The sequence below is a fragment of the Streptomyces sp. NPDC030893 genome (assembly GCF_055571535.1).
The window spans coordinates 183,838-204,766 of sequence record NZ_JBVIFC010000003.1; the positions used below are offsets into that span (position 1 = coordinate 183,838).

Genomic DNA, 20,929 nt, shown 5'->3' on the forward strand with positions numbered 1-20,929 from the left:
CGTTGTGCGGGTGCGTGGGGGTTGGTCGCGCAGTTCCCCGCGCCCCTGGGGGGTTGCCCTGCACGGGCTCGTGCTGTGCGGGCTCGTCCCGGGCAGGCGTGGGCGTGTGCGGGTGCGTGGGGGTTGGTCGCGCAGTTCCCCGCGCCCCTGGGGGGTTGCCCTGCACGGGCTCGTGCTGTGCGGGCTCGTCCCGGGCAGGCGGGCTCTGCCCGTGTCCCGTTGTCGGCGTGTGCGGGTGCGTGGGGGCTGGGCGCGCAGTTCCCCGCGCCCCTGGGGGGGTGCCCTGCACGGGCTCGTGCTGTGCGGGCTCGTCCCGTGCAGGCGTGGGCGTGTGCGGGGGCGTGGGGGTTGGGCGCGCAGTTCTCCGCGCTCCTGGGGGGGTGCCCTGCACCGGGGATTCCTGTGCGGGCTTGCGGGTCATCGGTGGGCCTCGGTGGTGGTGGGTCGGAGGTGTTGGGCGAAGTGGCGTAGGTGGGTGTACTGCTCGGCCAGGGCGGAGGGGCCGTCGCCTAGCGGGTCCTTGAAGTAGAAGCCCAGGTCGGTCAGCGGGCCGCTGAGGCCCTTCTGGTGGGCGCGGGCGGTGAGGCGGGCCAGGTCGAGGACGAGGGGGGCGGCGAGGGCGGAGTCGCAGCCCTGCCAGGTGGTCTGGAGGATCATGCGGGCGCCGAGGAAGCCGTCGAAGGCGATGTGGTCCCAGGCCGTCTTCCAGTCGCCGAGGGCCGGTACGTCGTCGATGTGGACCTCGCCCTCGGGCACGGTCCCGAGCGTGTCGGTGAGGACGCGTTCCTTGCCGGCGTTCTTGGCGGCGGCGGCCGCGGGGTCGGCGAGGGCGGCGCCGTCGCCGCCGCCCAGCAGGTTGGTGCCGGACCAGGCGCGTACGGCGAGGGCGCGCTGGAGGAACATCGGCCCGAGTACCGAGCGCAGGAGGGTCTGGCCCGTCTTGCCGTCGCGGCCCGCGTACGGCAGGCCCGAGGACGCGGCGAGCCGGGCCAGCGCCGGGTGGTGCAGGCCCGTGGAGGGGGTGAAGTTGACGTAGGGGCAGCCGGCGCGCAGGGCGGCGGCCGCGTAGAGGGAGCTGGGCGGCAGGGAGCCGTCGGTGGGGGCCGGCTCGGTGGAGGCCACGTTGATCACGACGGCGCCGGCGAGGTCCTGGCGGCGCACGAAGTCGCGGATGTCGGCGGCGAACACGTCGATCCACTGGTCCTGGGTGCGGCCGGTGTCGCCGGGCGGGGGGCCGCCGGGCCTGATCTCGGCGTCCGCGGCGACGAGTTCGGCGTGCACGGCGGACGGCAGGCCGTGCGGCAGGACGCCGCCGGCGGCGAGGTGCTCGGCGCGCTTGGGCAGCGGGCAGTCGAGGGTGTCGTGACCGCCGAAGACGAGGGAGGACAGCGGTGGCAGACCGCACGCGGCGAAGTCGGGGGTCTCGGTGACCATGCCGGTCGGCGGGTGGAGCCCGGCGGCGACGGCGGCGCAGCCCGTGATCGCGGTCGTGGCGACGGATCCGCGGGCCCCGATGAACCAGACGCCGTGGCGGGGGGCCGGGGTGGGGGTGGGGAGGGACGGTTCGGCGGACATGGGCAGCCTCCTTGTCGTACGCGAACCGGGTGCGAGCGCCGGAGGGGGGCGAGCGGGGGTGCCGGGTGCGGGCCCGGCGGGACGGCGGGCGGAGGTCCGGCGTCCTCCGCCCGCCGCCGTTCCGGTGGCCCTCAGGGCCTGTCGTAAGCCCTTAGGAGGGCAGTTCCTTCAGCTGGATGTTGCGGAAGGAGACCTGGTCGCCGGCGCCGTGGTTCTGCAGGCCGATGTAGCCGTCGGTCAGGCTCCGCTCGGGGTCCTTGTTGGTGAAGTCGTTGATCTTGACTCCGTTGAGGAACACCTGGAGGCGTTCGCCGCGGACCTTGATCTCGTAGGAGTTCCACTGGCCGGGCGGGCGGAGCACCTGGTCACGGGCCTTGATGTTCGCCGACTTGAAGGAGTAGACGGAGCCCGTGGTGCGGTCGGGCGCGTCCGTGGCGTCGATCTGGATCTCGTAGCCCTTGTTCACCGCGGACCAGGGGTCGTCGGAGGCGGGGAAGCCCACGAAGACTCCGGAGTTGTCGTCGCCCTGCATCTTCCAGTCGAGCTTGAGGGAGTACGACTTGAGCTCCTTGGCCTGGTACCAGAGCAGGCCCATGCCGCCCTCGGTCTCCATCACGCCGTCCTTGACGGTGAACGTGCCGGGGCCGGCCTGCTTCCAGCCGTCCAGGGTCTCGCCGTTGAAGATGGTCCGGTAGCCCTTGTCGGGCTTGCAGTCCGCCTTGACCTGGCCGGTGGCGTACTGCATGCCGCCGAGCAGGTGGCTGCGGAACGCCTCGTCGGCGTAGGACTCCTTGGTGTGGCCGCCGCCGGTGTAGAAGGAGCGGCCGCCGCCGTAGCTCTGGCACCAGGCGATCGGGTGGTCGCCCTTCATCGTGCCGCCGTCGTACGTGGTCTCGTCGAGGGTGGCGAGGACCTTGGCCTGCTCACGCGGGTTGGTGCGGTAGTTGTACCACTCGTCGGTGCGCTCCCAGGTGTCGCCGAGGTGCGCGGTGGAGGGGTGGTCGTGGTCGTGGACGCGCACGGTGGCCTTCTGGATGGCCGGGTGCGAGTCGAAGTAGGCGCCCACGAGACCGCCGTAGAACTCCCAGTCGTACTCGGTGTCGGCGGCGGCGTGGATGCCCAGGTAGCCGCCGCCGTTGGCGACGTAGTTCTCGAACGCCTTCTGCTGTTCGGCGTTGAGGACGTCACCGGTGGTGGACAGGAAGGCGACCGCGTCGTACTTGGCGAGGTTGGCCGTGGTGAACTGTCCGGCCTCCTCGGTCGCGGTGACGGAGATGCCGGCCGGGGTGCCGAGCTCCTTCAGGGCGGCGATGCCCTCCGGGATGGAGTCGTGGCGGAAGCCGGCCGTCTTCGAGAAGACCAGGACCTTCTTGCCGGCCTTGAACGGCTCCTTGGAGAACTCGAAGTCGTCCACGTCGTACAGGGCGCCGTCGCCGCCCCGGAAGACCAGGAAGATCTCCGTGGTCTTCTTCGGCAGCGACCGCAGCGGCACGTCGACGTTCTGGAACGTCTCCCAGCCGCCGGTCGGCGGGATGTAGGCCGAGCCGTGCAGCTTGCCGGTGGGCGAGCCGGTGCGCAGTTCGATGAAGCCGCCGCTGCCGCCGGAGGAGGCCCGTACGGTCATCTTCTTCTGGCCGTCGAACTTGTAGGGGGTGAAGGAGATCCAGTCGCCGTCGTTGATGTCGCCGACGGTCTTGCCGCCGTTGGCGCCGGTCTTGTCGATCAGCGCCACGCCCTGCTGGGTGGTGAAGTGCTCGGCCTGGCGGTGCAGCGGCTGGAGCACGGTGCGGGCGGTGCCGGTCAGGGCCTCCTGGCCGTTGGCCCCGCCGTCGGTGTAACTGGCGCCGACGACACCGTAGATGTTGGCGTTGGGGTCGTGACCGCCGTCCCCGGCGGGCGGCTTGAGGGTGCCCTCACAGCCCATCTCGCTGGTCAGCTCGTGGGCGTGGGAGTCGTGGCCGAGGCTGTAGACGACCTTGACCTTGGAGCAGTCGATCCGCTCCTCGGGGTCGGTGACGGTCACCTTGAAGGGGACGGGCTCGCCGAAGGCGGCCAGGCTGCCGTTGCCGGGCACGGTGATCTTCACCGTGGGCTCGGTGTTGCCGACCACGATCCGGACGCTGGCGTTGCCGGTGTTGCCCTCGGGGTCCTTCGCGGTGAAGGTCGCGGTGTAGGTGCCGGCCTTCTTGTACTTGTGGGTGGGGGTGAGTCCCTCGCCCTTGGTGCCGTCGCCGAAGTCCCAGCTGTAGGTGAGGTCCGGGGAGTCGGCGTCCTTGACGGAGGCGGTGAACCCGACCTTCAGGCCGACCGCGCCGGAGGTCTTGTTCGCGCTCACCTCGGCGATCGGGGAGAAGCCGTCCTCGGCGTTCTCGATCCGGTACAGGGCGGAGTTCTCGTCGCCCTGGAACCAGGAGACGCCGTAGTCGAGGACGTAGAGCGCGCCGTCGGGGCCGAACTCCATGTCCATGATCTGGGTGCCGGTCCACGGGAAGTCGTTGATCTTCGCGACGGAGCCGTCCTCGGTCTGCTCGATCCGCTTGATCCAGCGGCGGCCGAACTCGCCCGCGAAGAAGTCGCCGTCGTACGCCTCGGGGAACTTCACCGAGGAGTCGAGGTCGGGGTCGTAGCGGTAGACCGGGCCGGCCATCGGGGACTCGGAGCCGCTGCCGAACTCGGGCACGCTGCCGCCGTCGTAGGGGATCCAGGCGGGCTGGGCGGGCGGCAGGTCGACGAGGCCGGTGTTGTGCCGGGAGGTGTTCTTCGGGGCGGCGCAGTCGAACTTCCCGCCGGAGGTGCCGGTGGCGAAGTCGTAGTCGTTGTAGGCGTCGTTGTCGCCGGTGCAGAACGGCCAGCCGAAGTTGGCGGCCTCGGTGACCTTGGCGAACTCGACCTGGCCGGCCGGGCCCCGGTTCGGGTCGGCGGCGCCGGCGTCGGGGCCGTAGTCGCCGACGTAGACGATGCCGGTCTTGTCGTCGACGCTCATCCGGAACGGGTTGCGGAAGCCCATCGCGTAGATCTCGGGGCGGGTCTTCTCGGTGCCGGGGGCGAAGAGGTTGCCGTCCGGGATCGTGTAGGAGCCGTCCTCGGCGACCTTGATGCGGAGGATCTTGCCGCGCAGGTCGTTGGTGTTGCCGGAGCTGCGGCGGGCGTCGAAGGCCGGGTTGCGGTCGGCCCGTTCGTCGATGGGGGTGTAGCCGTCGGAGGCGAAGGGGTTGGTGTCGTCGCCGGTGGACAGGTAGAGGTTGCCCTCGGCGTCGAAGTCGATGTCGCCGCCGACGTGGCAGCAGGTGCCGCGGGTGGCGGCGACGTCCAGGACCTTCTTCTCGCTGGCCATGTCCAGCGTGCCGTTGGGGTTGAGGACGAACCGGGAGAGGCGGTTGACGCCGTCGAACTTCGCGAAGTCCTCGGCGGTGCCGTTCTCCGGGGCGTCTCCCGCGGGGGTGTCGAGCGGCGGGGCGTAGTAGAGGTAGATCGCCCGGTTGTTCTCGAAGTCGGGGTCGACGCCGACGCCCTGGAGGCCCTCCTCGTCGTGGCTGTAGACGGGGATCCTGCCGGCGACCTTGGTGACGCCGCCCTGGTCGGTGAGGCGGAGGGTGCCGTCGCGGGAGGTGTGCAGGACGCTGCGGTCCGGGAGCACGGTGAGCGACATCGGCTCGCCCATCTCGGGTTCGCCCTTGGCGAGCGGCACCTGCTGGAACTGCCCCTCGGCGGCGGCCGGTTCGTCGTGCTCGGGGTGTCCTGGGTGGGCGCCGGCGACGGTGGCCGGGGTGCCCACGGCCAGCAGCAGGCCGGTGAAGAGGGCGAGTCCGGTGCGAAGCCCGGGACGACGCCTCTTGGCGTGGGTGGATGTGAGTCTGCTTCTGTGCACGAAGTCCCTCCGGGAACGGGGTGGGGCCGTACGGAACAGGTGCGAAGACATGTACTGCGTGCGGTGCGTGCGAGCGCCGGGGTGCGCCGTCACCCCGGAGGCGTGGGTGTCCTGAACACTTCAGGGACGGTAACCGCGTTCTTCCGGGGCGAACAGCCCTTGGACCGCGTCCGGTTGAACTTTTTCCCAACTCAGGACAAAGCAGGATGCGGGCAGGCCGGACCGGGGACCGGCCACATCGCGGGTCCCCGTCCCCGGCCTGCGGCCGGGCGTGCGGTCAGCTGTTGAACGCGGCGTCGAAGGAGGCGCTGGGCGGCTCGTAGTCGAACGCCTTGAGGCGGGCCAGGGCCTCGGGGGCGCCCTGGAGGCGGTCCATGCCGGCGTCCTCCCACTCGACGGAGACCGGCCCCCGGTAGTCGATGGAGCGCAGCATGCGGAAGACGTCCTCCCAGGGGACGTCGCCGTGGCCGGCGGAGACGAAGTCCCAGCCGCGCCGGGGGTCGCCCCAGGGCAGGTGGGAGCCGAGGCGGCCGTTGCGGCCGTCGAGGCGCTTGCGGGCCTCCTTGCAGTCGACGTGGTAGATGCGGTCACGGAAGTCCAGGAGGAAGCCGACCGGGTCGAGGTCCTGCCAGACGAAGTGGGAGGGGTCGAAGTTGAGGCCGAAGGCCGGCCGGCGGCCGACCGCGTCCAGGGCGCGTACGGTCGTCCAGTAGTCGTAGGCGATCTCGCTGGGGTGCACCTCGTGCGCGAAGCGCACGCCCTCGGCGTCGAAGACGTCCAGGATCGGGTTCCACCGCTCGGCGAAGTCCTCGTAGCCGCGCTCGATCATCGACTCGGGGGCGGGCGGGAACATGGCGACCAGGTGCCAGATGGCGGAGCCGGTGAAGCCGATGACGGTGTCGACGCCGAGGAGGGCCGCGGCGCGCGCGGTGTCCTTGATCTCGGCGGCGGCCCGCTGCCGTACGCCCTCGGCCTCGCCGTCGCCCCAGACGCGGGCGGGCAGGATCGCCCGGTGGCGTTCGTCGATGATGGCGTCGCAGACCGCCTGCCCGACCAGGTGGTTGGAGATCGCCCAGCACTTCAGGCCGTACTTGTCCAGGAGCTGGTGACGCCCGGCGACGTAGGCGGGGTCGGCGAGTGCCTTGTCCACCTCGAAGTGGTCGCCCCAGCAGGCGAGTTCGAGGCCGTCGTAGCCGAAGTCGCGGGCGAGTCGGCAGACCTCCTCCAGGGGCAGGTCCGCCCACTGGCCGGTGAACAGGGTGAAGTTGCGCGGCATCCGTTGTCCGTCCTCTCAGGCGGCGATCGGGGTGTAGACGGAGTTCTTCTCGGCGCTCTCCTCCACCGCCGCCAGGACGCGCTGCACCTGGAGCCCGTCGGCGAAGGAGGGTTCGGGGCCGCGGCCCTCGGCGACCGCGTGGACCAGGTCGCGGGCCTGGTGCACGAAGGTGTGCTCGTAGCCGAGGCCGTGGCCCGGCGGCCACCAGGCCTCGAGGTAGGGGTGGTCGGGCTCGGTGACCAGGATGCGCCGGAAGCCGCCGTGCGTGCCGGGCCCGGTGCCGTCGTGGAACTCCAGCTCGTTGAGCCGCTCCAGGTCGAAGGCCAGCGACCCCAGCTCGCCGTTGAGTTCGATGCGCAGGGCGTTCTTGCGTCCGGTGGCGTACCGGGTGGCCTCGAAGGAGGCGAGGGCGCCGGAGGTGAAGCGGCCGGTGAACAGGGCCGCGTCGTCGACGGTGACCGGTCCGGTGCCGGAGGCGGAGACGGCCGCCAGGCCGCTGCTCGGGGCGTCCGGCAGCGGCCGTTCCCGTACGAACGTCTCGGTGAGCGCGGAGACGCCCGCGAGCTGCTCGCCGGCCAGGTACTGGGCCAGGTCGACGATGTGCGCGCCGAGGTCGCCGAGCGATCCGGAGCCGGCCTGCTCGCGGCGCAGCCGCCAGGTCAGCGGGAACTGCGGGTCCACCAGCCAGTCCTGGAGGTAGGCGACCCGCACGTGCCGCAGGGTGCCGATCCGGCCCTCGGCCACCATCCGCCGGGCCAGCGCGGTCGCGGGCACCCGGCGGTAGTTGAAGCCGACCATCGCCAACTGGCCGCGCCGCCCGGCCTCTTCGGCGGCACGTGCCATCGCCTCGGCCTCGGCGACGGTGTTGGCGAGGGGCTTCTCGCACAGTACGTGCTTGCCCGCGGCGAGTGCGGCCAGCGCGATCTCGGCGTGGCTGTCGCCGGGGGTGCAGATGTCGACGAGGTCGATGTCGTCCCGCTCGACCAGGGCGTGCCAGTCGGTCTCGGTGCCGGCCCAGCCGTGCCGGTCGGCCGCGGCGCGCACGGCCTCGGCGTCCCGGCCGCAGATCACGGCCAGTTCGGGCCTGAGCGGCAGGTCGAAGACATGGCCCGCGGTGCGCCAGCCCTGGGAGTGGGCGGCGCCCATGAAGGCGTAACCGACCATGCCGATGCGCAGCGGCGGCTTCCCCCTCCGGTCCCCTGCGGACGCTTGCGGCTGTGCCATTCGGATGTCCTCCTCGTCGTCGTGGCGGGCGGGGTGGGCCCCGCCCGGTGGGCTGGTCAGGCCCGCGGGGCGGGGCTCCTCACTTGAAGCCGGTGGACATGTACTGGTCCACGTTCTCCTTGTCGACGACGGCCGAGTAGCAGGTCACCGACGAGGGGATCTCGAACTCCGCGAGGCCGCTCACCCCCTTGCCCTGGCCGAGGGCGCGGGCGAGGTCGATCGCGGAACCGGCCATGGTCGGCGGATACAGGACGGTGGCCTTCAGGACACCGTTGTCGGCCTTGATGGCCTCGAACGCGGAGAGCGCTCCCGCGCCGCCCACCATCAGGAACTCGTCCCGCCCGGCCTGTTCGATGGCGCGCAGCGCGCCCACGCCCTGGTCGTCGTCATGGTTCCACAGCGCGTCGATCTGCGACTGCGCCTGGAGCAGCTGGGCCATCTTGGCCTGGCCGGACTCGACGGTGAACTCGGCGGCCTGGCGGGCCACCTTCTGGATGTTGGGGTAGTTCTTCAGCGCGTCGTCGAAGCCCTGGGTGCGCTGCTTGGTCAGCTCCAGGTTGTCCAGGCCGGCCAGTTCGACGACCTTGGCGCCCTGCTTGTCCTTGAGCTTCTCGCCGATGTAGTGGCCGGCGTTCAGGCCCATGCCGTAGTTGTCGCCGCCGACCCAGCAGCGGTACGCCTGCGGGGTGTTGAAGATGCGGTCGAGGTTGACGACGGGGATGCCGGCGCGCATCGCCTTCAGCCCGACCTGGGTGAGGGCCTTGCCGTCGGCGGGCAGGATCACCAGGACGTCGACCTTCTTGTTGATGAGGGTCTCGATCTGGCCGATCTGCTGGGCGGTGTCGTTGGAGCCCTCGGTGACCTCCAGGGTGACGTCGGAGTACTTCTCCGCGCGCTTCTTGGCGTTGTCGTTGATGGCGTTGAGCCAGCCGTGGTCGGCCAGCGGTCCGGCGTAGCCGATCGTGACCGGCTTGCCGGGCTTGTCGTCGGCGGCGGGCTGGTCCTTCGCAGCCGGCTCGTCGTCGCTGGACTCGTTGCTCGTACAGCCGGTGACGAGCACGCCGGCGGATACGGCGGCCGCTCCGAAGAGCAGTCCTCTGCGGCTGGTGAAAGGTGTCTCTGGCATGGCGGTGAACCCTTTCCCTAGGTCGTGCTCGCGGTACGGCGCTGGACCAGCACGGCGGCGACGATGATCGCGCCCTTGGCGATCTGCTGGACGTCGCTCTGCAGGTTGTTCAGGGCGAAGATGTTGGTGATGGTGGTGAAGATCAGGACGCCGAGGACGGAGCCGACGATGGTGCCGCGGCCCCCGGTGAGCAGGGTGCCGCCGATGATCGCGGCGGCGATGGCGTCGAGTTCGTAGAGGTTTCCGTTGGTGTTCTGGCCGGATCCGGCCAGGACGATCAGCAGGAAGGCCGCGATGCCGCAGCACAGTCCGGACAGCAGGTACAGGTAGAGCTGCTGGCGGCGCACGTCGATGCCGGCCAGCCGGGCGGCCTCCGCGTTCCCGCCGACGGCGACGGTGCGGCGGCCGAAGGTGGTCCGGTTGAGCACCAGCCAGCCGATGACGGTGACCGCGGCGAACACGAGCACCAGCGGCGGCACACCGAGGATGTAGGAGTCGCGCTCGCCGAGGTCGAGGACGCCGTCGACGGTGACGATCTGGGTGCGCCCGTCGGTGATCTGCAGGGCGAGACCGCGGGCCGAGGCGAGCATGGCGAGGGTGGCGATGAAGGGAACCATCCCGCCGTACGCGATGAGCACTCCGTTGACCAGCCCACATCCCAGGCCCACGAGGACGGCGGTGAAGAGGATGCCGCCGAAGCCGTACTCCTGGGTGGCGACCGTGGTGGCCCACACCGAGGCGAGGGCGACGATCGCGCCGACCGACAGGTCGATGCCGCCGGAGATGATGACGAAGGTCATGCCGACGGTGACGACGCCGATGACGGAGGCCTGGGTGAGGACGAGCTGGAGGTTGCGGGTGTCCAGGAACTGGTCCGGTTTGGTGATGCCGCCGATGAGGACCAGGACGGCGAGTACGCCGAGCAGCGACATCGTACGGACGTCGGCGCGGAACAACACGGCGCGCCAGGCGGGTGGTTCGGCGGCCGACGACACCTTTCCGGTGCTGTCCCGCGGCGGGGAGACGGGCTGCGTCATGACGCCGGGCTTCCTTCCATGACCAGGTCGAGTACACGGTGTTCGTCGAGTTCGCGGGCGGGTGCGGTGTGGACGACGTCGCCCTCGCGCAGGACCAGGACGCGGTCGGCGAGGCCGAGGACCTCGGGCACCTCGCTGGAGACCAGCAGTACGGCGAGGCCTTCGTCGGCCAGCCGGCGGACGACCGCGTACAGTTCGGCGCGGGCGCCGACGTCGACGCCGCGGGTGGGTTCGTCGAGCAGCAGCACCCGGCAGCCGCGCAGCAGCCAGCGGGCGAGCACGGCCTTCTGCTGGTTGCCGCCGGACAGGGTGCGCACGGGCACGTTCGGGTTGTCGGGCCGCAGGGACAGTTCGCGGACCGCCGCGCGCGCCGCCCCCAGTTCGGCGCCGCGGTCGATCCAGCCGAGCCGGGCGAAGCGGGACATGGAGGAGACCGACACGTTGCGGGTGACGGACTCCAGCATGAGCAGCGCCTGTGCCTTGCGTTCCTCGGGGGCGAGCCCGAGACCTGCCCGTACGGCCGCCCGCACACTGCCCGGTTTCAGCGGCCGCCCGTCGACGAGCACGCGGCCGGTGTCGGGCTTGCGGGCGCCGTAGACGGTCTCCAGGATCTCGGAGCGCCCCGAGCCGACGAGTCCGGCCAGTCCGACGATCTCGCCGGGGCGCACCTGGAGGTCGATCGGCGCGAACTCCCCCTTGCGGGAGAGCCCTTCGACGACCAGTACCGGTTCGCCCTCCGGTGCGGAGGCGGGCCTCGGCGGGAAGACGTACTCGACGTTGCGTCCCGTCATCAGCGCGACCACGTCACTGGTCGGTGTCGACTCGGCGGGCAGTCCGCCGGCCACGGCCCGGCCGTCCTTGAGCACGGTGACCCGGTCGCCGATGCGCCGGATCTCCTCCAGGCGGTGGGAGATGTAGACGACGGCGACCCCGTCGGCGGTGAGGTCGCCGACGATGCGGAAGAGGTTGTCGACCTCGTCCGGGTCGAGGGCGGCGGACGGCTCGTCCATGACGATGAGCCGCACCTCGTGGGAGAGGGCCCGTGCCATCGACACGATCTGCTGCTGCGCCGCCGACAGGTCCCCCACCAGCCGGGCCGGGTCGATCTCCGGGTGCCCGAGCCGTGCGAGGAGTTCGGCGGTCGACGCCCTGGCGGCCCGGCTCCGTACGACGAACCCGGCGGTCGTGGGTTCGTGGCCGAGGTGGACGTTCTCGGCGACCGACTGGTGTTCCAGCAGGTCGAGTTCCTGGTAGATGGTGGCGATGCCGAGGCGCATGGCGGCGATCGGCGAGCGGAGCGTGACGTCGTCGCCGCGCCAGCGGATGGTGCCCGAGTCGGGCTGGTGGGCGCCGGCCAGCACCTTGATCAGGGTGGACTTGCCGGCACCGTTCTGGCCGAGCAGGCAGTGCACCTCGCCGGCCTGGACGTCGAGGTCGACGCCGTCCAGGGCCCGGACTCCGGGGAACGACTTGGTGATGCCGGACATGCTGAGCAGCGGTGGTTCTGATGCCATGCGGATTCCCCTCGGCGGGCGTGCGGGGCCGGTGTCAGGGCGATCCCCTCGCGGGGCAAGCGTTTTCGGGCAGGGCGGAGCAGAGCGGTGGCGGGGGGTTGTTGCTCGGGGGTGGCGCGGGTGCGACGGGGTGCGGGGCTGTTGCTTCGGGCGATCGGGCGGGGCGGGAACTGAGCTGAACCGTGCAGGTGGTGCGGGGAGACGCGGAGTTGTTTCTTGCGGCGAGGCAAGTGGTGCGGGAAGCGGAGCTGTTCCGTGCGGTGGAGCGCGTGGGGCGAGGGGCTGAGCTGTTCCGTGCGGTCGAGCAAGTGGGGCGAAAGGCCGAGCTGTTCGTTCCGTGCGGTCGAGCAAGTGGGGCAAAAGGCCGAGCTGTTCGTTCCGTGCGGTCGAGCAAGTGGGGCGAAAGGCCGAGCTGTTCGTTCCGTGCGGTCGAGCAAGTGGGGCGAAAGGCCGAGCTGTTCGTTCCGTGCGGTCGAGCAAGTGGGGCGAAAGGCCGTGCGGTCGAGCAGGGTGACGACGGGTGGTGCTGCTTACGCGGGTGAGAACAGGTGGTCGCTGATCAGCCGGGCTCCGCCGATGACTCCGGCGGTGGGGCCCAACTCCCCCAGGACGATGGGCAGGTTGTTGGTGGCCAGGGGCAGCGACCCGCGGTAGACCTGGGTGCGGATCGCGGCGAGCAGGGTGTGGCCGAGGCCGGTCACCCCGCCGCCGATCACCACCAGGCCGGGGTTGAAGAAGCTGACCAGGCCGGCGATGACCTGGCCGGTGCGGTTGCCGCCCTCACGGATCAGGTCGAGGGCGGTGGCGTCACCGGCCGCGGCCGCGGCGGCGACGTCCACGGCGCTGAGCGCGCCGTTCGACTCCAGCCGGCCGGCGAGTTCGGCGGAGCGCTGCTGCTGGGCGGCCTCCGTGGCGTCCCGGGCGAGGGCCGCGCCGGAGAAGTGCGCCTCCAGGCAGCCCCGGTTGCCGCAGGCGCACGGGCGTCCGTCGGGCACGGCCTGGATGTGCCCGATGTCGCCCGCGCTGCCCGTCGTACCGCGGTGGACCTCACCGCCGACGACGATGCCGCAGCCGATGCCGGTACCGATCTTGACGCAGAGGAAGTCGGCGACGGTGCGGGCGACCCCGGCGTGCTGCTCCCCCATGGCCATCAGGTTCACGTCGTTGTCGACCATGACCGGACAGCCGAGGTCCTGGCTGAGCGCCTCCCGCACGGGGAAGCCGTCCCAGCCCGGCATGATCGGCGGGGCCACCGGGATGCCCTCGGGGAAGCGGACCGGGCCGGGGACGCCGATGCCGGCGCCGTCGAACCCCTCCGCCAGCCCCGAGGCCTTCAACTTGGCGGCCATGGAGAGTACGTGCTCGAAGACCGCGACCGGCCCCTCGCGTACGTCCATGGGCTGGTTGATGTGTCCGAGGATCTCCAGTTCGGCGTTGGTGACGGCGACGTCGATCGAGGTCGCGCCGATGTCGACGCCGAGGAACCGCAGGTGCGGGTTGAGCCGGATGTTGTGGGAGCGCCGGCCGCCGCGCGAGGCGGCGAGTCCGTCGGCCACGACGAGTTCGGTCTCCAGCAGCCGGTCCACCTCCACGGCCAGCTTCGACCGCGAGAGGTCGACCTGGTCGCCGAGCTGGGCACGGGAGTTGGGGCCGCCGTCGCGCAGCAGCCTGAGCAGCCGGGCCTGGTGGGCGTTGGCGGGTCGCGCTGTCATACGTCTCACGAGCCCCTCCCCGCCTCGTCGGCCTGTGCGCGCCGGATTCCGGCCACGTGTGTGGCGTTCCTTCGGATGGGAAAGTAGCAGCGCCTGCCGAAGGTGGGAAGAAGTCGCGCAGGAATTGACCCCTACTTTTTCCACTCACAGGACAAAGGCGGGTCCGCGGCCCCTCGGTCGCCCGTCGCGCCGGGCGTGGGCGGTCGGCCGTGCCGGGGCCCGCCGGGGTGCGAAGAGGGGTGGTTCCGCAACCGCGGTGGCCGGAAGCGTGTCTGTCATCGCGAGGGCCGGAATCCCCGGAGTGCCGCGATGCTCCCGGGGACGGAGACCGGCCCCCGGGGGGTTGTCGATGAGTACGTGGACGGTTCCGGGATACACCGAGTCGCTGGAGCTCGGTGCCGGGGCGAGCGGGCGCGTCGTCCTGGCCATCCACGAGGTGACCGGTGTGCCGGTCGCGGTCAAGTACCTCAGCGAGTCGCTGCACACGCGCCCGGGTTTCGTGCACGGCTTCCGCGCCGAGGCGCGGCTGCTCGGGGGCCTGGACAGCCCGTACGTCGCCGGTCTGTACGAGTACGTGGAGAGCCCGGACGGGGCCGCCATCGTGATGGAGCTGGTGGACGGCGTGTCCCTGCGGTCGCTGCTGGCCGGGCGGGGCCCGCTGGACCCCGAGGCCGCGCTGCTGATCCTGAAGGGGTCGCTGCTGGGCCTCGCCGACGCGCACCGCCTCGGCGTGGTGCACCGTGACTACAAGCCGGAGAACGTCCTGGTCACGCCCGGCGGGGCGTCGAAGCTGGTGGACTTCGGGATCGCGGTGGACAACCGGGCGCGGGCCGGTGTGGCGGGCACTCCCGCCTATATGGCGCCCGAGCAGTGGCGCGGCGAGCCCGCCTCTCCGGCCACCGACGTGTACGCGGCCACGGCGACGTTCTTCGAGTGTCTCACCGGCCGCAAGCCGTACGCGGGCGACAACATCGCCGAGCTCGCGCTGCGCCATGTCGACGCGCCGGTCCCGGCGGAAGCGGTGCCCGAGGCGGTGCGGTCCCTGGTCCGCCGGGGTCTGGCCAAGGAGGTCTCCGGGCGGCCGGCCGACGCCGAGGCGTTCGTCGCCGAGCTGGAGGCGGCCGCCGGTGCCGCGTACGGGCCCCGCTGGGAGGAGCGGGGCCGCGGGCGGCTGGCGGCGCTGGTGGCGCTGCTCCCGCTGCTGCTGCCGTCGGCCCGCACGCCGGGGCGGTCGACGACCGACACCGCGCGCACCGTGCTGCGGCAGCCGCCCGGCCGGGGCTGGGCGCAGGCCTGGAAGCCGACCGGGCCGGGGATGCTCGCCGCCGCGGCCGCCGCACTGCTGGCGGTCCTGCTGGCGTATGCCGCGCCGCCGGACTCCGGTGGGCCCGCGGAGCGGACGGCCGAGGCGCTCGCCACGACCAGTGCCCTCCCGGAGGTGACGTCGGGGCCCACCGATCCGTCGGCGTCCGCCCCGGCGGGGTCGCCCTCCGCACCGGTGACCGCGAGCCCGGGAGGGCCGTCGCCCGGTGCCACCGGGACGCCCGCGGATCCCGGGACGACGCCCACCGCGCCGGATCCGGGTACGGACCCCGGGGCAGGTCCGGGTACGGACCCCGGGGCGGGTCCGGGTACGGGCCCCGGGGCGGATCCGGGTACGGACCCCGGCACGGGCCCCGGGGCGGGCGCGCCCACCGGTCCGGGCACCGCGCCCGGCACCCCGACGGCACCCCCTGCCGACACCGCCCCGGCCGCGCCCGCGGTCAAGGACGTCACCGTGTCGGAGTTCCGGCAGACGGGCTCCGGCACCGCCACGGCCACGGTCACCGTCGTCACGGATGGCCCCGGGCCGGTGTCGATCGAGCTCCGCTGGTTCGCGGGCGACACCGCCGGCACGCCGGGCGCCCCGGACGGCGCCGGCCAGGTCTTCCGGCGCAGCGGCGCCACCCAGTACACGGTGACCGCCGAGCACGCCTTCCAGAACCTGGGCTGCTACTGGACGGTGACGGCGACGACCACTCCGGCGTCCGCGGACGGGGGCGCGTCCCAGCAGCTTCTCACCAGGCGGTGCGACCTGCGATGAACGCCACCGACGAGCCCGCTCCCCCGCCCGGCGACGACTACAGCGCCACCGTCCTGGGGAGCCACTGGGTGCAACGGCCCGACCCGGACACCACGGCGACGGCGACGGTACGGGACGGCGGCGGTACCCGGCCGGACCGGGTGGAGGGCGCCGTACTGCGCTTCGGCCCGGGTGTGCAGTGCGCGCTCGCGCACCGGTCCACCCGGCCGCCGCCCCCCGTACCGCCGCCCTCCCCGCCCGGACGGCACGGTGCACGCCGGTACGCGCTGCCGGTTCTCGTCCTGCTCGCCGTGCTCGCCTTCCTGGCCTGGCAGCGACTCGGCCCGGCGCTGACGGTGCGCGGCGCGTCGGTCACGGCCCCGTCCGCCGCGGTGGACTGCGACGGCACCGCGGACCTCGTGGGCACGGTCACCACCAACGGCCGCCCGGGCACCCTGACCTACCGCTGGACACGCAGCGACGGCACCTCGTCCGGCGTACTGCGCGAGGAGGTGACACGGGGTCAGGAGCAGGTGCGGCTGCGTCTGTTGTGGACCTTCGAGGGCACGGGCCGCTACGAGGCACGGGCCGAGCTGCGGATCCTCTCCCCCGCCGGCCGCACCGCCACGGCCGGTCTGACGTACGACTGCCGGCCGGGTCGGCGGTAGCGGGGCCCGTTCAGGGGCAGCGCACGACCTGGCCCGCGTACGACAGGTTCCCGCCGAAGCCGAAGAGCAGCACGGGGTCGCCGCTCGACACCGCGCCCTGCTCGACGAGTTTGGAGAAGGCCAGCGGGATGCTCGCGGCCGAGGTGTTGCCGGACTCGGTGACATCGCGGGCCACGACGGCGTTGACGGCGCCGAGCCGGCGGGCGAGGGGTTCGATGATCCTCAGGTTGGCCTGGTGGAGCACCACCCCGGCGAGGTCCTCGGGGGCCAGGCCCGCCTTCTCGCAGGCCTTGCGGGCGACGACCGGCAGCTGGGTGGCCGCCCAGCGGTAGACGCTCTGTCCCTCCTGGGCGAACCGCGGCGGCGTCCCCTCGATCCGTACGGCGTTCCCCATCTCGGGCACCGAGCCCCACAGCACCGGGCCGATCCCCGCCTCCCGCCGCGGGGCGCAGGCCTCCACGACGGCCGCGCCCGCCCCGTCGCCGACGAGGACGCAGGTGGAGCGGTCGGTCCAGTCGGCCACCTCGGACATCTTGTCGGCGCCGACGACCAGCACCCGGCTCGCGCCGCCGGCCCGTACGGCGTGGTCGGCGGTGGCGAGGGCGTGGGTGAAGCCGGCGCACACCACGTTGATGTCCATGACGGCGGGCCCGGGCATGCCCAGGCGGGCGGCGACCCGGGCGGCCATGTTGGGCGAGCGGTCGATCGCGGTGGACGTGGCGACCAGGACCAGGTCGATGTCGGCGGGGGTGCGGCCGGCCGCCGCGAGTGCCTTGGCGGCGGCGTGCGCGGCCAGCTCGTCGACGGGTTCGTCGGGGCCCGCGATATGACGGGTACGGATGCCCACCCGGCTGGTGATCCACGCGTCGCTGGTGTCGACCATGCCCGCCAGGTCCTCGTTGGTGAGGACCCGGGCGGGCTGGTAGTGGCCGACGGCGGCGATGCGCGAGCCGATCATGGGTGGGTCCCCCTCGTTTTCGGTTGCGGGATGCACCAGTCTGATCAGTGACTCACCGGTACGAGGGCAGGTGATACGACAGGAAACGCGTGCCTGGCTTGTCGGCTTCCGTCAGCCTCATGCCGCACGAGCCGGCCACGGCGGCCTTCCCCGTCCCCTCCTCTCGGGCCCCGCCCCGGGCCGCCCCGGGCGCAGGACAATGAGATCGTGGGGGGCATGGGACGAGTCACGGAACGACGCAAGGTGCTCCGCATCAGGGACGGAGCGGTCTCCAGCCGGCCCGACACACTCGTCGCCGAGGAACCGCTGGAGATCAGGCTGAACGGCAAGCCGCTCGCCGTCACCATGCGCACACCGGGGGACGACTTCGCCCTGGCGGCCGGGTTCCTGGTGAGCGAGGGGGTGCTCGCCACCGCCTCCGACCTGCGCAACATCGTCTACTGCGCGGGAGCGACGGGTGAGGGAGGCGCGAACACCTACAACGTGGTCGATGTGCAGACCGCTCCCGGCGTGGCCGTCGCGGACATCACGCTGGAACGCAACGTCTACACGACGTCGTCCTGCGGTCTGTGCGGCAAGGCGAGCCTGGACGCCGTGCGGACGACGGCCCGTCATCCCATCGCCGACACTCCCCCGCTGCGCGTGGAACCGGAGCTGCTGGCGGACCTCCCGGACCGGCTGCGCGCCTCGCAGCGGGTCTTCGACCGCACCGGTGGGCTGCACGCGGCGGCCCTGTTCGACGAGCGGGGCGAGCTGCTCGACGTACGCGAGGACGTGGGCCGGCACAACGCGGTCGACAAGCTGGTCGGCCGTGCCCTGCAGAGCGGCGGGCTGCCGCTGTCCCGGACGATCCTGCTGGTCTCCGGGCGGGCCTCGTTCGAGCTGGCGCAGAAGGCGGTGATGGCCGGCATCCCGATGCTGGCGGCGGTATCGGCGCCGTCCTCACTGGCCGTGGACCTGGCGGCGGAGACGAGGCTGACCCTGGTGGGCTTCCTGCGCGGCAGGTCCATGAACGTGTACGCGGGCGAGGACCGCGTCGTCGTACGAACTCCGGCGCCCCAGGGCTGACGGCCCCGCTCGCCACGGGGTGGCGGACCGGCGCCGCGGGATGGCGTCCCCACCACCCCAAGGTTGCGGACCGGCACCACGGGAAGGCGTCCCCCGCCACCCCAAAGCTGCCGACCGCCACACGGGAAGGCGTCCCCGCCACCCCAAAGTTGCGGACCGGCACCACGGGAAGGCCTCCCCCGCCACCCCAAAGCTGCCCACCACCACCAGGCGGAGGCGGGGACCACCACACCGCGTGGTCGCGGGTGGCGTCCCGGCGAGTGGGGCAGCCGGTCACCCCCCGCCCCACGGATCGCCGAGGCCCCATGGACCCGGGGCCCGGCGACCCACTAACGTCCCCGGTCATGGCCGACGACGCTGCCGGAGCACGGCGACGGACGGGGGCCGGGATCGCGTTGGCGCTGGCCCTGGTCCTCGGCGCCGTGCTGGTCACCGGCCGGGCCGGCGACTCCGGTGGACCGGACGACGCCGGCTGCCGGCCCCGTACGGTCGCCTCCTGGTCCGCCGACGCCGCCCTCACCGGTGAGTTCGCCCGCTACGGCGACGACGCCGCCCGCACCGACGACTGGACCGGCGGCGACGGCACCCACTCGGTGCGGCTGCCCGACGGCCGTCTGTTGTGGCTGTTCTCCGACACCTTCCTCGGCCCGGTGCACCGTCCGCCGAACCCGGCCGGCGAGTCGTACACCTGGCGGGACGCCACCGCGCCGATGGTGCGCAACTCGGCCGTGCTCATGCGCGACGGCCGGCTCGAGGGCACGCTGCCCGCCCCGCTCTTCCCCGACCCGGCACCGGACCGCTGGCGCTGGCCGGTCGCCGCCCGGGTCGAGCCCCGCTCCCCCGGCTCCGCCGAGCAGGTCGTGAGGGTGCTGCTGTGGGTGCGCCAGACCGGACAGCACCCGTGGATCTACGGTGTCCCCACCGCCACCGAGGTCGCCACGCTCTCCCTGCCCGGTCTGCGCCTGGAGTCGATCGCCACGGTGTTCGACCAGCAGCAGGTCGCCGACCCGTCCCGGCGGGTGCTGTTCGGGACCACCCTCGTCGAGGAGGACGGCTGGACGTACGTCTTCGGCGGTGACGACGGCCGCCCCGCCTCCCGCCCGGCCTCGCACGCGTACGTGGCGCGGGTTCCGGAGGGCGGGCTCGCCGACCCGGCCGCCTGGGAGTTCTGGAACGGCTCGGCCTGGCAGACCCGCGCCCGCCCGGACCCCGTGCTCGGCGACGGGCGGCGCACCGGCGTGGGCAGCGCGTTCTCCGTGGTCCGGGACGAGGGGACGTACGTCCTGTTCACCATGGCCGCCGGCGCCGAGGGGCTGACCACGGTGGCGGCCTACTGGGCCTGCTCCCCGACCGGGCCCTGGCACGGGCCGGCGCACGAGTTCACGCCCGCGCTGCCCGAAGGCGGCACGGGCGCCTACAACCCGCAGACGCACCCGGAGCTGAGCGGGGACGGGCGGCTGGTGCTCAGCTACGACGTGAACTGGCTGGAGATGTCCCAGGCCGCCACCATGCTCAGCCGGAACGTGTCGCTGTACCGGCCCCGGTTCCTGCACGTCCGGCTCGGTCCGGCGCGGTGACCTCCCCGGACCGGGCCGGACCGACGGGGTCGTGCGAGCGGCGTCTGGCGATCACCGCGCAGACCATCAGCTGCATCTGGTGGAACAGCATCAGCGGCAGCACGGCCAGCGAGGCCTGCGCCCCGAACAGCACGCTCGCCATGGGCAGCCCGGCGGCCAGCGACTTCTTCGAGCCGGCGAACTGGATCGCGATCCGGTCCTCCCGGCCGAACCGCAGCGCCTTGGCGCCGTACCAGGTCAGCAGCAGCATCACGGCGAGCAGGACGGCCTCGACGGCGAGCAGTGCGCCGAGCCGGGCGGGGCTCACCCTGCTCCAGACGCCCCGGACCATGCCCTCGCTGAACGCGGTGTAGACGACCAGCAGGATCGACCCCCGGTCGACCAGCCCCAGCACCCTGCGGTGACGGGTGAGGAACCCTCCGATCCATCGCCGCAGCAGTTGCCCGGCGACGAACGGCACCAGCAGCTGGAGCACGATCTTCAGCACCGATCCCCCGGAGAACCCGCCCCCGCCGCCGCCCAGCAGCGTCGCCGCGAGCAGCGGGGTGACGACAATGCCGGCCAGCGAGGAGAAGGAGCCGGCGCAGATCGCGGCGGGCACGTTGCCGCGGGCGATGGAGGTGAACGCGATCGACGACTGGATGGTGGACGGGACGAGGGTGAGGAAGAGCAGGCCCTGGTACAGCGGGTCGGTCAGGAGCACCGGGACGAGCCCGCGGGCGGCGAGACCGAGCAGCGGGAAGACGACGAAGGTACAGGCCAGCACGGTGACGTGGAGCCGCCAGTGTTTCAGCCCGTCCAGGGCCTCACGGGTGGACAGGCGGGCGCCGTAGAGGAAGAAGAGGAGCGCGATGGCGGCCGTGGAGGCGCCGGAGGCGATGTCCGCGCCCGTTCCGCGGGCGGGCAGCAGCGCGGCGAGTCCCACCGTCCCGAGCAGGAGCAGGACGTACGGGTCGATCGGTATCCAACTCGGCCATTGCGGGCGTTTCACGGTGCTCCACTTGCTCGATACTCGGTGCTCGGTGCTCGGTGCTCGGTGCTCGGCGCTCGGTGCTCGGTTCCGGGCCCTGTCGGCCCGGGGTCATGTCCCCCATCCTGGCCCCTCCCCCCTGCGATCGGGAATCCCGTGCAGCGGGGCGGCCCGCCCTGGCACCCCAAGGGCCGGTCATGTGGTCGTACAGATTCGGTGGAGATTGCTCCACCGAAACTTACTCATCGGTCAGGTTTCTGTCCGGCCCTTCCCCTTGTGCGCGCATTTTCCTCC

14 protein-coding genes are annotated in these 20,929 nt (G+C 72.4%); 4 read left to right on the top strand and 10 right to left on the bottom strand.

From position 1 onward, the window contains the following. Nucleotides 1-417: 417 nt before the first annotated feature. The 8 genes from ACZ434_RS08505 to ACZ434_RS08540 all read right to left on the bottom strand — a co-directional run bounded on the left by ACZ434_RS08505 (nucleotide 418) and on the right by ACZ434_RS08540 (nucleotide 13,332). The gene (locus tag ACZ434_RS08505; RefSeq protein ID WP_468453209.1) at nucleotides 418-1,575 is read right to left on the bottom strand and encodes an inositol-3-phosphate synthase; all 1,158 of its coding nucleotides are present in this window, start codon (nucleotides 1,573-1,575) and stop codon (nucleotides 418-420) included. 151 nt (nucleotides 1,576-1,726) lie between these two features. Continuing rightward, complete coding sequence (locus ACZ434_RS08510; RefSeq protein WP_468453211.1) at nucleotides 1,727-5,443, bottom strand: ThuA domain-containing protein; 3,717 nt, start codon at nucleotides 5,441-5,443, stop codon at nucleotides 1,727-1,729. A gap of 277 nt (nucleotides 5,444-5,720) precedes the next feature. Continuing rightward, nucleotides 5,721-6,719 (bottom strand): sugar phosphate isomerase/epimerase family protein, encoded by a 999-nt coding sequence (locus tag ACZ434_RS08515; RefSeq protein ID WP_468453213.1) that lies wholly within the window; start codon nucleotides 6,717-6,719, stop codon nucleotides 5,721-5,723. A 15-nt stretch (nucleotides 6,720-6,734) separates the two neighbouring features. After that, the gene (locus ACZ434_RS08520; protein ID WP_468453216.1) at nucleotides 6,735-7,943 is read right to left on the bottom strand and encodes a Gfo/Idh/MocA family protein; all 1,209 of its coding nucleotides are present in this window, start codon (nucleotides 7,941-7,943) and stop codon (nucleotides 6,735-6,737) included. Between the two features lie 79 nt (nucleotides 7,944-8,022). Then, the gene (locus ACZ434_RS08525) at nucleotides 8,023-9,069 is read right to left on the bottom strand and encodes a substrate-binding domain-containing protein (protein ID WP_468453217.1); all 1,047 of its coding nucleotides are present in this window, start codon (nucleotides 9,067-9,069) and stop codon (nucleotides 8,023-8,025) included. 17 nt (nucleotides 9,070-9,086) lie between these two features. Further along, entirely contained in the window at nucleotides 9,087-10,106 is a 1,020-nt protein-coding gene (locus ACZ434_RS08530) for an ABC transporter permease (RefSeq protein WP_468453219.1), read from the bottom strand. Then, nucleotides 10,103-11,620, bottom strand: a complete 1,518-nt coding sequence (locus tag ACZ434_RS08535; protein WP_468453221.1) for a sugar ABC transporter ATP-binding protein — start codon at nucleotides 11,618-11,620, stop codon at nucleotides 10,103-10,105. The genes ACZ434_RS08530 and ACZ434_RS08535 overlap by 4 nt, the downstream gene beginning before the upstream one ends. Nucleotides 11,621-12,150: 530 nt before the next feature. Continuing rightward, the gene (locus ACZ434_RS08540; RefSeq protein WP_468453223.1) at nucleotides 12,151-13,332 is read right to left on the bottom strand and encodes an ROK family protein; all 1,182 of its coding nucleotides are present in this window, start codon (nucleotides 13,330-13,332) and stop codon (nucleotides 12,151-12,153) included. A 349-nt stretch (nucleotides 13,333-13,681) separates the two neighbouring features. On the opposite strand from ACZ434_RS08540, the gene ACZ434_RS08545 reads away from it, so the two are divergent. Together ACZ434_RS08545 and ACZ434_RS08550 are read left to right on the top strand one after the other, a co-directional pair. Further along, nucleotides 13,682-15,415: a serine/threonine-protein kinase gene (locus ACZ434_RS08545; protein ID WP_468453225.1), complete on the top strand. Its 1,734-nt coding sequence runs from the start codon at nucleotides 13,682-13,684 to the stop codon at nucleotides 15,413-15,415. Further along, nucleotides 15,412-16,062, top strand: a complete 651-nt coding sequence (locus ACZ434_RS08550; protein ID WP_468453227.1) for a hypothetical protein — start codon at nucleotides 15,412-15,414, stop codon at nucleotides 16,060-16,062. Before ACZ434_RS08545 ends, ACZ434_RS08550 begins: the two co-directional genes overlap by 4 nt. Before the next feature lie 10 nt (nucleotides 16,063-16,072). Here the strand turns inward: ACZ434_RS08550 and ACZ434_RS08555 are convergent, their stop codons facing one another. Further along, nucleotides 16,073-17,020: a beta-ketoacyl-ACP synthase III gene (locus ACZ434_RS08555; RefSeq protein WP_468453229.1), complete on the bottom strand. Its 948-nt coding sequence runs from the start codon at nucleotides 17,018-17,020 to the stop codon at nucleotides 16,073-16,075. A gap of 216 nt (nucleotides 17,021-17,236) precedes the next feature. Between ACZ434_RS08555 and fdhD the strand changes: the two genes are divergently transcribed. Both fdhD and ACZ434_RS08565 read left to right on the top strand, forming a co-directional pair. Next, nucleotides 17,237-18,088, top strand: a complete 852-nt coding sequence (gene fdhD, locus ACZ434_RS08560) for a formate dehydrogenase accessory sulfurtransferase FdhD (RefSeq protein ID WP_468453231.1) — start codon at nucleotides 17,237-17,239, stop codon at nucleotides 18,086-18,088. Nucleotides 18,089-18,432: 344 nt separating this feature from the next. Further along, a complete protein-coding gene (locus tag ACZ434_RS08565) occupies nucleotides 18,433-19,665 on the top strand; it encodes a DUF4185 domain-containing protein (RefSeq protein ID WP_468453233.1) in 1,233 nt (410 codons plus the stop codon). Here the strand turns inward: ACZ434_RS08565 and ACZ434_RS08570 are convergent. Continuing rightward, nucleotides 19,601-20,656 (bottom strand): bile acid:sodium symporter family protein, encoded by a 1,056-nt coding sequence (locus tag ACZ434_RS08570; protein ID WP_468453235.1) that lies wholly within the window; start codon nucleotides 20,654-20,656, stop codon nucleotides 19,601-19,603. The genes ACZ434_RS08565 and ACZ434_RS08570 overlap by 65 nt on opposite strands. Nucleotides 20,657-20,929: the final 273 nt, after the last annotated feature.